The organism is Saccharothrix syringae (assembly GCF_009498035.1).
Lineage (GTDB): Bacteria > Actinomycetota > Actinomycetes > Mycobacteriales > Pseudonocardiaceae > Actinosynnema > Actinosynnema syringae.
Genome location: NZ_CP034550.1, coordinates 771,338 through 784,416 on the forward strand (window position 1 = coordinate 771,338; position 13,079 = coordinate 784,416).

Annotated in this window: 12 protein-coding genes; 4 read left to right on the forward strand and 8 right to left on the reverse strand. The window is 72.7% G+C overall.

Annotated features, from left to right (window positions below; all coding sequences use genetic code 11):
• Positions 1–53: 53 nt before the first annotated feature.
• From EKG83_RS03660 to EKG83_RS03670, 3 genes are all read right to left on the reverse strand, one after another.
• On the reverse strand, positions 54–1,214 hold the full coding sequence (locus tag EKG83_RS03660; protein ID WP_033430499.1) for a polysaccharide deacetylase family protein: 1,161 nt from the start codon (positions 1,212–1,214) through the stop codon (positions 54–56).
• Between the two features lie 157 nt (positions 1,215–1,371).
• Complete coding sequence (locus tag EKG83_RS03665) at positions 1,372–2,067, reverse strand: class F sortase (protein WP_033430498.1); 696 nt, start codon at positions 2,065–2,067, stop codon at positions 1,372–1,374.
• Positions 2,064–3,434, reverse strand: coding sequence for an MSCRAMM family protein (locus EKG83_RS03670; protein ID WP_228122490.1), 1,371 nt, complete (start codon positions 3,432–3,434; stop codon positions 2,064–2,066). The genes EKG83_RS03665 and EKG83_RS03670 overlap by 4 nt, the downstream gene beginning before the upstream one ends.
• Before the next feature lie 288 nt (positions 3,435–3,722).
• On the opposite strand from EKG83_RS03670, the gene EKG83_RS03675 reads away from it, so the two are divergent.
• On the forward strand, positions 3,723–4,526 hold the full coding sequence (locus tag EKG83_RS03675) for a Bax inhibitor-1/YccA family protein (protein WP_033430496.1): 804 nt from the start codon (positions 3,723–3,725) through the stop codon (positions 4,524–4,526).
• A gap of 155 nt (positions 4,527–4,681) precedes the next feature.
• Here EKG83_RS03675 and EKG83_RS03680 read toward each other — a convergent pair whose 3' ends face one another.
• Both EKG83_RS03680 and EKG83_RS03685 read right to left on the reverse strand, forming a co-directional pair.
• Positions 4,682–5,902 (reverse strand): acetyl-CoA C-acetyltransferase, encoded by a 1,221-nt coding sequence (locus EKG83_RS03680; protein WP_033430495.1) that lies wholly within the window; start codon positions 5,900–5,902, stop codon positions 4,682–4,684.
• A gap of 56 nt (positions 5,903–5,958) precedes the next feature.
• A complete protein-coding gene (locus tag EKG83_RS03685; protein WP_228122491.1) occupies positions 5,959–7,014 on the reverse strand; it encodes an SGNH/GDSL hydrolase family protein in 1,056 nt (351 codons plus the stop codon).
• Between the two features lie 100 nt (positions 7,015–7,114).
• Between EKG83_RS03685 and EKG83_RS03695 the strand changes: the two genes are divergently transcribed.
• The 3 genes from EKG83_RS03695 to EKG83_RS03705 all read left to right on the forward strand — a co-directional run bounded on the left by EKG83_RS03695 (position 7,115) and on the right by EKG83_RS03705 (position 10,907).
• A complete protein-coding gene (locus tag EKG83_RS03695; RefSeq protein WP_033430494.1) occupies positions 7,115–8,485 on the forward strand; it encodes a cystathionine beta-synthase in 1,371 nt (456 codons plus the stop codon).
• A 105-nt stretch (positions 8,486–8,590) separates the two neighbouring features.
• Entirely contained in the window at positions 8,591–9,679 is a 1,089-nt protein-coding gene (locus EKG83_RS03700) for an RDD family protein (protein WP_084716314.1), read from the forward strand.
• A gap of 76 nt (positions 9,680–9,755) precedes the next feature.
• The gene (locus tag EKG83_RS03705; protein ID WP_033430493.1) at positions 9,756–10,907 is read left to right on the forward strand and encodes a cystathionine gamma-synthase; all 1,152 of its coding nucleotides are present in this window, start codon (positions 9,756–9,758) and stop codon (positions 10,905–10,907) included.
• Between the two features lie 266 nt (positions 10,908–11,173).
• On the opposite strand, the gene EKG83_RS03710 is transcribed toward EKG83_RS03705, so the two are convergent.
• From EKG83_RS03710 to hppD, 3 genes are all read right to left on the reverse strand, one after another.
• Entirely contained in the window at positions 11,174–11,446 is a 273-nt protein-coding gene (locus EKG83_RS03710) for a DUF2277 domain-containing protein (protein ID WP_033430492.1), read from the reverse strand.
• Between the two features lie 56 nt (positions 11,447–11,502).
• Entirely contained in the window at positions 11,503–11,736 is a 234-nt protein-coding gene (locus EKG83_RS03715) for a hypothetical protein (RefSeq protein WP_033430491.1), read from the reverse strand.
• Between the two features lie 141 nt (positions 11,737–11,877).
• Positions 11,878–13,059: a 4-hydroxyphenylpyruvate dioxygenase gene (gene hppD, locus EKG83_RS03720; protein WP_033430490.1), complete on the reverse strand. Its 1,182-nt coding sequence runs from the start codon at positions 13,057–13,059 to the stop codon at positions 11,878–11,880.
• Positions 13,060–13,079 lie beyond the last annotated feature (20 nt).

Sequence of the window (13,079 nt, forward strand, 5' to 3'; positions counted from 1 at the left end):
GTCGGGGATTCTCCCGGTCCGCCCCACCGGAGTCGGTGGGCTTAACCCCCCGATCAGTCGTTCACCGCGGCCGGCATCCGCCGCAGCTGCTCCAGCAGGCCGGGGTCCTGGAGCTGCATCCACTGGATCACCTCGGTGTAGGTGGCGCACACCGTCTCCGGCCGCGCGCACACCTCGCGCATGAAGTCCTCCACGGCACCGCTGAACGCGCCGCCCGCCCAGTCGTTGAAGTGGTTGCCCACCACCACCGGCGCCCGGTTGCCGTTGAGCGCCGCCTGGTAGACCGAGCGGTAGGTGTCCAGCACGACCTGCCTGAAGTCCGCGGCCCGCGCGGGCTCCTCCTTGGCGCCGTTCAGCGCGTACCAGAGGTTGTAGTCCATCATCACGACCTGCTTGCCCAGGGCGGGCACGCGCACCTCGGGCATGGGGAACTCCCACAGCCCGTCGCGCACCGACGGCCACACCACGCCCAGGCTCACCTGGCTGGTGTCGTAGACCAGGCCGTGCTGCCGCATGGCCGGGAACGCCTGGCCCCAGTCGCCCTCCAGGCACGGGGTGCGCCCGCCGCGCACGGCCGCCGGGTCGAGCCGGAACCCCTGCTGCCGGGCCCGCTCCACGATCGCGAAGAACTGGTCCAGCTCGCGGTCCCACTGCTCGGTGGTCCACCGGCCCACGCTCGGCTCGTCGCCCTCGCAGTAGTGGCCGTTGTAGTGGGTGCCGACCTCGTGGCCGGCGGCGATGGCGTCGTTGAGGTAGCCGATCCGCAGCGCCACGTCCGCGGCCGAGCCGCCGAAGCCGATCGACGAGTAGCCGGGCCGGTGGCCCGGCCCGGTGTAGCTGCCCGCGCTGCTGTCGGGGATCAGGTACACGCCCGACAGCAGGCCGGTGACGTGCGCGCGGACCTCTCGGGCCAGCGGCATGACCCGGTCCCAGTGCGGCTTGGAGGCGGCGCCGTCGAAGGAGAAGAGCACGAACTGCGGCGGTTTCTCACCGGGGAGCACCCGGCGCATCCAGGCGGGCGGGTTCGCCGGCTGCGGCACGGTCGGCGGCGGTGCGGTGCTGCTGCCGGTGGTGGAGCGCGGCGCCATCGGCAGCGGGGCGGCCAGGTCGCCCGGGTCGCGGGTCGGCCCGGGGTCCCGGGCACCCATGACGGCCAGGACCGCCAGGGTCAGTGCCAACGCCACGCCCGTGCCCGCCCAACCCCATCGCTTCACACAACCAAGGACGACCGGGTGCGGCCGCGGGTTGCCCCCGCGCCGCCCGCCCGCCTGTGCGTTGCCCGCCCGCGCACTGCCCGCCCGCGCGCCACCGGGTCGCGCGCCACCCGCCTTCGCGCCACCGGGCGGTGATGTCCTCGAACGACGGGTCGGGTCACGCCACCGGGGTCGCGGTGACCACCTGGTTCTCCTCGTAGCCGGTGGCGCCGCCGACCCAGCGCCCGCCGCAGGTCACCAGCACCAGGCGGTGGCCGCCGCGCGGCCCGAACAGCTCCACGGCGCGGCCCGGCAGGGCGTCCTTGCGCACCGCCTCGACCGCGCTCACCCGGTAGGCGAACGACTTGCCCGCGGTGTCGACCACGGTCACGTCCTGGCCGACCCGCGCCCGCCACAGCTCGTCGAACGGGCCGGTGACGCCCTTCCAGTTCACGTGCCCGGCCAGCACCGTCGCACCCTCGGCCGCGCCGAGGTCCACGCCCCACCAGGTCGCCTCGCCGACGCCCTCGGGCACCGGCAGCACGCCGTCGGTGCCGACCTCCGCGCGGACCAGCGTGGCCAGGCCGCCCTGCGGCAGCCGGACCGTGCCGGGCTGCTGCCGAGGCGGCGGCGCGGGTTCGGCGGGCGGTGTCGCGGTGGTGGTGGGCGCGGTCGGCGAGGCGGGCGCGTTCGCCCCGGCGGGCATCCCGGCCGGGGGGCGCCCGTCCCGCGCGCTGTCGCCCAGCGGGTTCGGCACGACCGCGTCCGCCGGTGCCGGCGCCCCGGCCAGCACCACCCGCTCACCACCGGTCACGACGAGCGCGGCGGAGGCGAGCAGGGCCGCCACCGCCGCGCCGGTCAGCAGTGCCTTCACGACCGCGCGGTCGCCCTCCGCCGGGCCACCACGCCGAGCAGCGCCGCACCGACCAGGACCACGCCGCCGAAGCCGACGAGCGCGCCCGTGCGCAGCTCGGTGGTGTACGCGGCCCTGGCGACCACGCCCGAGCCCTCCGAGCCGGCCGGGATGGTGATGGGCACCACCGGTTTGTTCGGCTTGTTGGACATCGCCAGCACCAGCGTCTGCCCGGGCTCGACCCGGCCGCACGCCTTCGGCGGCGCGTTCGGGTCGAAGCTCTCCTCGTAGCCCTTGGCGGCGGCGACCTCGATCACGCAGACCTCCTGCGGCGTGCGCAGGTCCGGCACGGTGGCCAGGCCGTCGGCGCCGGTCTGGAGCACCACCGGCAGGCCCTCGGGCCCGGTCAGCGCGGTGTCGTCCTGCCGCTTGGCGGGCGACGTGCCGTCCGCCGCGGTGACCTTGAGGGTGGTGCCGGCGATGGCCTTGCCGGTCTCCGCGTCGGTCTTGCCGACCTGCACGATCCCCGGCGGCGTCTTCGCGGTGGTCGACGCGTTGGCGGTCAGCTCCTCCACGCCGCCGGTGGTGACGATGCGCTGCATGTCGTTGTTGTTCTGCGGCACGCGCACCTTCGGCCGCTGGGCCGGGCTCGCCAGCTTCACCGTGAACGACGGGTTCGGGCCGGTCGGCACGACCCGCACGCCCAGCGCCTTGCCGTCGCCCGGGGTGGTCAGCTGCTTGGTGGTCGAGCCGTCCGCGAGCGTGGCGTCGGTCAGCTCCACGGTGAACGGCGCGTTGGTGACCTGCCCGCCGCCGCTCCTGGTGACCTCCACCACCCAGGTGTCGGCGGTGCCGATGAGCTGCTGCTCCTTCGGCGCGGTCACCCTCGTGGCCCACGGGCCCCGGTTGGCCTCGGCGTCCGCCTTGAGCCGGTCCACGGCCTGCTGCGCGGCCGGGCTCTTGCGGCCGAGCGCGTCGTAGTGGAACTGCGAGTTGTAGGCGATGTGCCGGAAGTCGCTGTTCGGGTCGAGGCTCACGCCGCGGTCCGGGTCCGGGTAGGCGGTCCAGGTGTGCAGCAGGTGGGCCAGCGCGGCGGCCTCGTCGCCGGACTGGGTGTTGCCGTAGCGCAGGAGCAGGTAGGAGATGTTCGCCGCGGCCTCCTCGGACAGCGGCGCGCCGCCCTTGGACAGCAGCTCCGCCCCGTCGGTGTAGGGCTGGCCGCTGTCGGGCGCGAGCAGCGAGTACTGCACGCACCAGACCCGCTGCTTGTCGGCGCCCCACTCGTAGGAGCCGAGCCAGTCGGTGTTACCCGGTTTGCCCCGGTAGCCCTGGGCGTCGACGGCGATCCCGAGGCCCTCGATGACCTCGGCGTTCGCCACGGCGGGCATGGCGAGCGCGGCTAAACCGGCCGCCAACGCCACGCCGGCGAGTCGTTTCAACATGGTTGTCCGCAACCCCTCTGGTGGCGCGTCTGCACGAGCTGCCGCAGGCAGCCTTTCGGGTGTTGGATCACGTCGGCAAGCCTCCAGCGGGGTGGAAACCCCACTACGCTCCGCAGGCGGGTCGTGGAATGCGCGTCGACGGCCCGGGTAAAGTCACTTTTACCCGACGGGAACGAATCGACTCGTGTGGTCGTTGGACCCCGTGACGGCGTAAGAACGCCACAGGAGGACGAGGTGCGTACCAGCAGCAACCCCGCGTTCCGCAACCTGCCAACAGGGGGCGGTCACGGCAACTACGCAGGCTTCGGTCAGCCGTACCAGGCGCAGCCGTACGGCGGCTACCAGGGCGCGCCGCCGACCACCGGCGAGCGGCCCATCACCATCGACGACGTGGTCACCAAGACCGCGATCACGCTCGGCGTCACCCTGGTCACCGGCCTGATCTCCGCCTGGCTCGTGCTCACCAACGCCGTCAGCCCGATGGCGCTGGTCGTGCCCGGCATGATCGTGGGCCTGGTCGTCTCGCTGATCATCATCTTCAAGCGCACCCCGAGCGCGCCGCTGGTGCTGACCTACGCGGCGGCGGAAGGTCTCTTCCTCGGCGGCATCACCGGCGTGTTCGAGGCGTTCTTCCCGGGCATCGCCTGGCAGGCCATCCTCGGCACGTTCGGCGTGTTCGCGGCGATGCTCGTGGTCTACAAGACCGGTGCGATCCGCGTCACCCCGCGCCTGACCAAGTGGATCATCGGCGCGACCGTCGGCGTGCTCGTGCTGATGCTCGCCAACCTGGTCATGGGCCTGTTCGGCGTGAACCTGGGCCTGCGCGACGGCAGCCCGCTGGCGATCGTGTTCAGCCTGGTCGTCATCGGCATCGCGGCGTTCAGCTTCCTGCTGGACTTCGAGGCGGCCAACGAGATGATCCGCTCGGGCGTCCCGGCCAAGTGGGCCTGGTGGGCCGCGTTCGGCCTGATGACCACCCTGGTCTGGCTGTACCTGGAGATCCTGCGCCTGCTGTCCTACCTGCAGAGCAGCGACTGACCCGCGGCACGCGAACGAGAAGGGGCGCCCCGGAACCTCCGGGGCGCCCCTTTTTCCGCTTTTCCCACGCGCGTGTCCTCCACTCGGGCACCGCGTGTCCTCCGCTCGGGCACCGCGTGTCCTCCGCTCGGACACCGCGTGTCCTCCGCCGGAGGTCAGCTCAGGCGCTCGATCACCATCGCCATGCCCTGGCCGCCGCCCACGCACATGGTCTCCAGCCCGAACTGCTTGTCGTGGAACTGGAGCGAGTTGATCAGCGTCGTGGTGATCCGCGCCCCGGTCATGCCGAACGGGTGCCCCACCGCGATCGCGCCGCCGTTGACGTTGAGCCGGTCCAGGTCGATGCCCAGGTCGCGGTACGAGGGGATGACCTGCGCGGCGAACGCCTCGTTGATCTCGACCAGGTCGATGTCGCCGATCGACATCCCGGCCAGCGCCAGCGCGCGCCTGGACGCCTCGACCGGCCCGAGCCCCATGATCTCGGGGGACAGGCCGGACACGCCGGTGGACACGATGCGGGCCAGCGGCGTGATGCCCAGCTCCTCCGCCTTCGTGTCGCTCATGATCACCAGGGCCGCCGCGCCGTCGTTCAGCGGGCAGCAGTTGCCCGCGGTCACCCGGCCGTCCGGCCGGAACACCGGCTTGAGCCCGGAGACGCCCTCCAGGGTGACCCCGGCGCGCGGGCCGTCGTCGGCCGACACCACGGTGCCGTCCGGCAGCGTCACCGGCGTGATCTCCCGGGCCCAGAAGCCGTCGGCGATGGCCTTCTCGGCGAGGTTCTGCGACCGCACGCCGAACTCGTCCATCTCCTCCCGCGTCACGCCCTTGGCCAGCGCCAGGTTCTCCGCGGTCTGCCCCATGGCGACGTAGACGTCGGGCAGCGCGCCCGAGGTCCGCGGGTCGACCCACTCCGCCGCGCCCGACTGCGCCACCGCCGCCGTGCGCGCCTCGGCCTCGGCGAACAGCGGGTTGTGGGTGTCGGGCCACGAGTCCGAGGAGCCGCGCGCGAAGCTGGACACCGTCTCCACGCCGGCGCTGATGAACACGTCGCCCTCGCCGGCCTTGATGGCGTGCAGCGCCATCCGGGTCGTCTGGAGGCTCGACGCGCAGTACCGGGTCACGGTCGTGCCCGGCAGCTCGTCGTACCCGGCCAGCACGGCCACCACGCGCGCCATGTTGAAGCCCTGCTCGCCGCCGGGCAGGCCGCAGCCGAGCATGAGGTCGTCGATCTCGCGCGGGTCGAGCTGCGGCACCTTCGCCAGCGCCGCCTTGAGGACCTGCACGGTCAGGTCGTCGGCGCGCACGTCCTTGAGCGATCCCTTGCCCGCCCGGCCGATGGGCGACCGGGCGGCGGAGACGATCACGGCTTCCGGCATTACGGAACTCCTTTGTTTCGCCGCAACGTGTGACGTGCAGCCTAGTTAACGCTTGTTCAGCGCGGCCACCACTCGTGACGCAGGACGCCGCACAGCGGCGCCAGCAGGATCGAGGTCGCCGCCTCGTACCCCACCGCGCTCGGGTGGAACCGGTCGCGGCTGAAGTAGTCGGCCCGCCGGGTGAACTCGGGCGCCAGCACCTCGCCCATGGCCACCGCCGTGCCGCCCGCCCGCTCCACCTCCACCCGCTGCGCCCGCGCCAGCCGCGACGACCAGCCGCGTGCCACCGACCGCAGCGGCTCGGCGATCGGCCGCACCGTGCCCAGGTCCGGGCACGTGCCCACGACCACGCCCACCCCCGCCGCGCGCAGCCGCCGCACCTGCGCGCCCAGCAGCGCCGCCGACGCCGCGACCGACGTCCGGGTGGTCACGTCGTTCGCGCCGACGATCACCAGCGCCACGTCCGGCGGATCGGCCACCACCCGGTCCACCTGCGCGGGCAGGTCCCGCGTGGTCGACCCGGACACCGCGTGCGTCTCCAGCCGCACCGCCCGCCCGGTCTCGTCGGCCAGCCCGCGCGCCAGCAGCACCCCCGGCAGCTGGTCGGGCTCGTCCACGCCCAGGCCGGCGGCCAGTGAGTCGCCGAGCACCGCGAACCGCAGCGGCGCACCCGCCGCCGTCCCTCCTCCCGCCCCCACGCCTGTTCCCGCCCTCGCGCCCGATCCCGCACCGAGCCCCAGCCCCACGCCCGATCCCGCGCCCGCGCCTGATCCCGCGCCCGCGCCTGATCCCGCGCCCGCGCCTGATCCCGCGCCCGCGCCTGATCCCGCGCCCGCGCCTGATCCCGCGCCCGCGCCTGATCCCGCGCCCGCGCCTGATCCCGCGCCCGCGCCTGATCCCGCGCCCGCGCCTGATCCCGCGCCTGATCCCGTCCCCAGCCCCACCCCCGACTCCGGCTCGAAAACCCCGTCGGCCCGGGGTGGCGGCGCCGCCGGTACCCCGATCACCACCCGCGCCCGCCGCGACTGCTCGGTGAACAGCCCGTACGCCACACCCGTCAGACCGCCCAGCACCCCCGCCGCCGCGACCAGCCACCTCCTGTACCCCCGCATCCGCACCCACCCCTTCCTCGCCGTCCCATCGTCCACGCGGACGGGCGGGGTGCACGCGATATACCCTCAGCGGGTCATCCCAAGAAGTGGAAGGGCCGTCGTGGAGTACGTCGAGAGCGTCGTCGACCTGGTCGGCAACACGCCACTGGTGAAGTTGAACGCGGTCGCCGAAGGGCTCCGGCCTCTCGTCCTGGCCAAGGTGGAGTACCTCAACCCCGGCGGCAGCGTGAAGGACCGCATCGCGCTGCGCATGGTCGAGGCGGCCGAGCGCAGCGGCGCGCTCAAGCCCGGCGGCACCATCGTCGAACCCACGTCGGGCAACACCGGCGTCGGTCTCGCGCTCGTGGCCCAGCGGAAGGGCTACAAGTGCGTCTTCGTCTGCCCCGACAAGGTGTCGGTGGACAAGCGCAACGTGCTCAAGGCGTACGGCGCCGAGGTCGTGGTGTGCCCGACCGCCGTGCCGCCGGAGCACCCCGACTCCTACTACAACGTCTCCGACCGGCTGGTCGCCGAGATCCCCGGCGCCTGGAAGCCCAACCAGTACGCCAACCCGGAGAACCCGGCGAGCCACTACCACGGCACCGGCCCCGAGCTGTGGCGGCAGACGGAGGGCCGGATCACGCACTTCGTCGCGGGTGTCGGCACCGGCGGCACCATCTCCGGCACCGGCCGCTACCTCAAGGAGGTCTCCGGGGGCCGGGTGAAGGTGATCGGCGCCGACCCCGAGGGCTCGGTCTACTCCGGCGGCACCGGCCGGCCGTACCTGGTCGAGGGCGTGGGCGAGGACTTCTGGCCCGCCGCCTACGACCGGGACATCTGCGACGAGATCATCGCGGTCTCCGACGCGGACTCCTTCGAGCTGACCCGGCGGCTGGCCCGCGAGGAGGGCCTGCTGGTCGGCGGGTCGTGCGGGATGGCCGTCGCGGCGGCGCTGCGGGTGGCCGAGCAGGCCGGCCCCGACGACGTCGTGGTGGTGCTGCTGCCCGACGGCGGCCGCGGCTACCTGTCCAGCGTGTTCAACGACAAGTGGATGGCGCAGTACGGCTTCCTGTCGCCCGACACGGCCGGCGCGACCGTCGGCGACGTGCTGCGGCGCAAGGACGGCACCATGCCCGACCTCGTGCACGGCCACCCCAACGAGACCGTCGCCGAGGCCGTGGCGATCATGCGCGAGTACGGCGTGTCCCAGATGCCCGTGGTCAACGCCGAGCCGCCGGTGATGGCCGCCGAGGTCGCCGGCGCGGTCAACGAGCGGGACCTGCTCGACGCGCTGTTCACCGGGAAGGCCCAGCTCGCGGACCCGCTGGAGAAGCACATGTCGCCCAAGCTGCCGACCATCGGCGCGGGCGAGTCGGTCGGCTCCGCCATGCAGGCTCTGTCCTCAGCGGACGGTGCGCTGGTGCTGGACGACGGCAAGCCGGCCGGCGTGGTGACCCGGCAGGACATCCTGGGCTTCCTCGCAGGTCGTTAGCCACGACACGTTGCCAGGTTGGGGGTGGCCGGCGCCGGGCGATCCGCTAGCGTTGGCCACCGACTCATACGCCTACGGCCCGTGCCAAGGGGGTTGGAAACTCCGATGAACGCTCCACAGCCGCCAGGGAACCAGCAGTTCGGCGGTCACAACCAGGAGCAGGGGCAGTCCCAGCCCCCTAACGCCGACGCCACGCAGGTCGTGCCGGGCGGCGGCCAGCCCCCCGCTTTCCCGCCGTCGGACGCGACCCAGGTGGTCCCGTCCGGCGGGCAGCCCGCGTCGAACCCGGACGCCACGCAGGTCGTGCCGCCGGGTGCCACCGCGCAGCCGCCGCCGTACGGCCAGCAGCCGGGCTCGGGCGCGTTCCCGGCGCAGCAGCCGCCCGCCTCCGGCGGGTTCCCCACCCAGCAGCCGCCGCAGTACGGGCAGCAGCAGTACGGCCAGCAGCCGCAGCCCTACGGGCAGCCGCCGTCGAACCCGTACGGCCAGCCCCCGGCCTACGGCCAGCCGCAGTCCAACCCCTACGGCCAGCCGGCGTACGGCCAGCAGCAGGCGTACGGGCAGCAGCCGGCTTACGGCCAGCAGCAGGCGTGGGGCGCGCAGCCCGGCTACGGCCAGGCCCCGGCCGGCTACGGCGCGCCCGCGGGCGGCTACGCCGAGTGGGGCAGCCGCGCGATCGGCGGCCTGATCGACTACGTCGCGCCGGTCATCGTGATGTACGTGCTGGTCCTGATCGGCGGCCTCACCGGCGACCCGACCATGGCGCTGATCCTCAGCGGCATCGGCTACGTCGCCCTGCTCGGGTTCACCATCTACAACACGTGGTACCTGGCGGGCACGACCGGTCAGTCGATCGGCAAGAAGGTCGCCAAGGTCAAGCTCATCAAGGAGGAGACGGGGCAGCCGATCGGCTTCGGCAACGCCTTCGTCCGCAACCTGGTGCACATCGTGGACGGCCTCCCGTGCTACGCGGGCTACTTCGCGCCCCTGTGGGAGGCGAAGAAGCAGACGTGGGCCGACAAGATCATGGGCACCGTCGTGGTGAACGCCCCGGCGGGCGCGGCGCCCGGCGGCGGCTACCCGTCCTCCGGCGGCTACGGCCAGCAGCAGCCCTACGGCCAGCAGCCGCAGTCCAACCCGTACGGCCAGCCCCAGCAGAACCCGTACGGGCAGCAGCCGCCGCAGCAGTGGTGACCTGCTTTTTCACCCCAACCGCCCATCGGTCTCAACCGATGGGCGGTTGTTTTTACCGCCGCCGTACCCTGGGTGCATGACGGACAGCGGTCACCACGGTTTCGCGACCAGGGCCATCCACGCCGGGCAGGACCCCGACCCGACGACGGGCTCGGTCATCGTGCCGATCCACGCCACCTCGACCTACGCGCAGGACGGCGTGGGCGGCCTGCGCGGGGGCTTCGAGTACTCCCGCACCGGCAACCCGACGCGCACCGCGCTGGAGCAGTGCCTCGCGGCGCTGGAGGGCGGGCGGCACGGGCGGGCGTTCGCCTCCGGCATGGGCGCGACCGACACGGCCCTGCGGGCGCTGTGCCGGCCCGGTGACCACGTGGTCATCCCGAACGACGCCTACGGCGGCACGTTCCGGCTGATCGACAAGGTGCTGTCGCACTGGGGCGTGGAGCACACGCCGGTGGCGCTGTCGGACGTGGCCGCGGTGCGCGCGGCGATCCGGCCGAACACCAAGGTGGTGTGGGTCGAGTCGCCGACCAACCCGCTGCTGAACATCGCCGACATCGCGGCGCTGGCCGAGGTGGCGCGGTCGGCGGGCGCGCGGCTGGTCGTGGACAACACCTTCGCCTCGCCCTACCTGCAGAACCCGCTGGAGCTGGGCGCGGACGTGGTGCTGCACTCGACCACCAAGTACGTCGGCGGGCACTCCGACGTGGTCGGTGGCGCGCTGGTCACCTCGGACGACGAGCTGGACGCGGCGTTCGGGTTCCTCCAGAACGGGGCGGGCGCCGTGCCCGGGCCGTTCGACGCGTGGCTGACGCTGCGCGGGCTGAAGACCCTCGAAGTGCGCATGGAGAAGCACTCGGACAACGCGGAGAAGGTCGCCGAGGCCCTGCTGCGGCACCCGAGGGTCACCCGCGTGCTCTACCCGGGCCTGCCCGACCACCCCGGCCACGACGTGGCGGCCAAGCAGATGCGCCGGTTCGGCGGGATGATCTCGTTCACCGTCGAGGGCGGCGAGGAGGCGGCCCTGCGCGTCTGCTCGCGCACCCGCCTGTTCACCCTGGCCGAGTCGCTGGGCGGCGTGGAGTCCCTGATCGAGCACCCCGGCCGCATGACCCACGCCAGCACCGCCGGCTCCCTGCTCCAGGTCCCCGCCGACCTGATCCGCCTGTCCGTCGGCATCGAGTCACCCGACGACCTGATCACCGACCTCCAGTCCGCCCTCTCCTAACCCCCTTCCCGCGCGTGTCCTCCACTCGGACACCGCGTGTCCTCCACCCAGACCGCGCGAGTCGAACCTCCAGACCCGTCGTGTCGAACCTCCAGACCCCGCGAGTCGAACCTCCAGGACCCCCGAGTTCCACGTTCGCGCCCCGGCCCGGGGTGCGTGAACGTGGAACTCGGGGGTCTTGAGCGTTCGACACGACGGTCCCGAACGTTCGACTCGCGGTGCCGGAGTGGAGGACACGCGGTGCCGGAGTGGAGGACACGCCGGGGTCAGCGGGGGCCGTAGCGGGCGGCGGCGCGTTCCTTGGCCTTGGCGGCCTCCACCTCGCGGTCGCGTGGCGGGGCCTTGGTGACCAGGGCGTCCAGGAGGGTGCGGGTCGCCGCGGTGACCGCCTCGACCGCGGCGTCGAACGCCTCCTGGTTCACCGCGGCCGGGTGGGTGGAGCCGCTGACCTTGCGCACGTACTGCACGGCCGCCGCGCGCACCTCGTCATCGGTGGCGGGCGGTTCGAAGTTGTGGAGCACCCTGATGTTGCGACACATGGCCCCACTATCGCCCAACGGCGGCCCGGCGCACGCGTTTCCGCCGAAACGGCAGGTCAGGGCTTGACGTCGTACCGCGCGTTGTCCACCCGCGCCGGCTCGGCGGGCAGCTCCTGCCCGTCCACGCAACCGCCCACGAACTCCACCGCGCCGTCGCGGACCACGAACCGGCCGGTCTCCGCGCACCCCGCGTGAGCCACGGTGAAGAAGGCCGCGCCCGTCAACGCCGCGGCCGTGGCCACCGCTCCGACCAGCGGGAGCACCGCGGTGACCCGTACCGCGAGCGCCATGCCACCCTCCAGGTCAATGCCGTGTGAAGATACCCCCGCACCGAGAGTACCGGTCCCGGCACACCCGGCGGGCATCCTCAGCGTTCCGACAGGAAAGGGCCGGCCCGGGGGTGCCCGGACCGGCCCGTTGCCGACTCAACGTCAGAGGTTGCCGCGGCGTTCCTGCTCGCGCTCGATCGCCTCGAACAGGGCCTTGAAGTTGCCCTTGCCGAAGCCCAGCGACCCGTGCCGCTCGATCAGCTCGTAGAACACCGTGGGCCGGTCGCCGATCGGCTTGGTGAAGATCTGCAGCAGGTAGCCGTCCTCGTCCCGGTCGACCAGGATCCGGTGCTCCTTCAGCACCTCGATGGGCACCCGCACCTCGCCGATGCGCGCCCGCAGCTCCGGGTCGTCGTAGTAGGAGTCCGGCGTCTCCAGGAACTCCACCCCGGCCGCGCGCATCGCGGTCAGCGTGGCCACGATGTCGTTGGTGGCCAGCGCGATGTGCTGCACGCCCGCGCCCTCGTAGAACTCCAGGTACTCGTCGATCTGCGACTTCTTCTTCGCGATCGCCGGCTCGTTGAGCGGGAACTTCACCCGGTGGTTGCCGTTGGAGACCACCTTGCTCATCAACGCCGAGTAGTCGGTGGCGATGTCGTCGCCGACGAACTCCGCCATGTTCACGAAGCCCATGACGCGGTTGTACCAGCTGACCCAGTAGTCCATCCTGCCGAGCTCGACGTTGCCCACGCAGTGGTCGACGGCCTGGAACAGCCGCTTGGGCGCACCCTCCGGGCGCACCACCGTGCTCTCCTTGACCACGTAACCGGGCAGGTAGGGGCCGGTGTAGCGGGACCGGTCGACCAGGGTGTGGCGGGTCTCGCCGTAGGTGGCGATCGCGGCGAGCCGCACCGTGCCGTGCTCGTCGCTGACGTCGTGCGGCTCCTCCAGCACGGTGGCGCCCTGGGCGCGCGCGTGCTCGACGCACCGGTCGACGTCGGCGACCTCCAGGGCCAGGTCGACCACGCCGTCGCCGTGCCGGCGGTGGTGGTCGAGCAGCGGGCTGTCCGGGGACACCCCGCCGTTGATCACGAACCGCGCCGAACCGGACTTGAGCACGAAGGACTTGTGGTCCCGCTGCCCGGTCTCCGGACCGGCGTACGCGACGAGCTGCATCCCGAAGGCGACCTGGTAGAACCAGGCGGTCTGGGTCGCGTTGCCGACCACGAAGACCACGGCGTCCATGGCGCGGACGGGGAACGGGTCCCGCGTCCCGTCGTAGTCGACCAGGCCCACGAGTTGGCGGAGCTGGTCGTAGCTCACGTCGTCAAGCTGCTGCGTCATGTCCCCAGGATGTGCGGGCC

Excerpts from the sequence above, each read along its gene's own strand:
- EKG83_RS03670 (WP_228122490.1), bottom strand. The coding sequence starts at position 3,434 with ATGCCCGCCGTGGCGAACGCCGAGGTCATCGAGGGCCTCGGGATCGCC.
- EKG83_RS03680 (WP_033430495.1), bottom strand. The coding sequence starts at position 5,902 with ATGCCGGAAGCCGTGATCGTCTCCGCCGCCCGGTCGCCCATCGGCCGG.
- EKG83_RS03685 (WP_228122491.1), bottom strand. The coding sequence starts at position 7,014 with ATGCGGGGGTACAGGAGGTGGCTGGTCGCGGCGGCGGGGGTGCTGGGC.
- EKG83_RS03700 (WP_084716314.1), top strand. The coding sequence starts at position 8,591 with ATGAACGCTCCACAGCCGCCAGGGAACCAGCAGTTCGGCGGTCACAAC.
- EKG83_RS03705 (WP_033430493.1), top strand. The coding sequence starts at position 9,756 with ATGACGGACAGCGGTCACCACGGTTTCGCGACCAGGGCCATCCACGCC.
- EKG83_RS03710 (WP_033430492.1), bottom strand. The coding sequence starts at position 11,446 with ATGTGTCGCAACATCAGGGTGCTCCACAACTTCGAACCGCCCGCCACC.
- EKG83_RS03715 (WP_033430491.1), bottom strand. The coding sequence starts at position 11,736 with ATGGCGCTCGCGGTACGGGTCACCGCGGTGCTCCCGCTGGTCGGAGCG.
- hppD (WP_033430490.1), bottom strand. The coding sequence starts at position 13,059 with ATGACGCAGCAGCTTGACGACGTGAGCTACGACCAGCTCCGCCAACTC.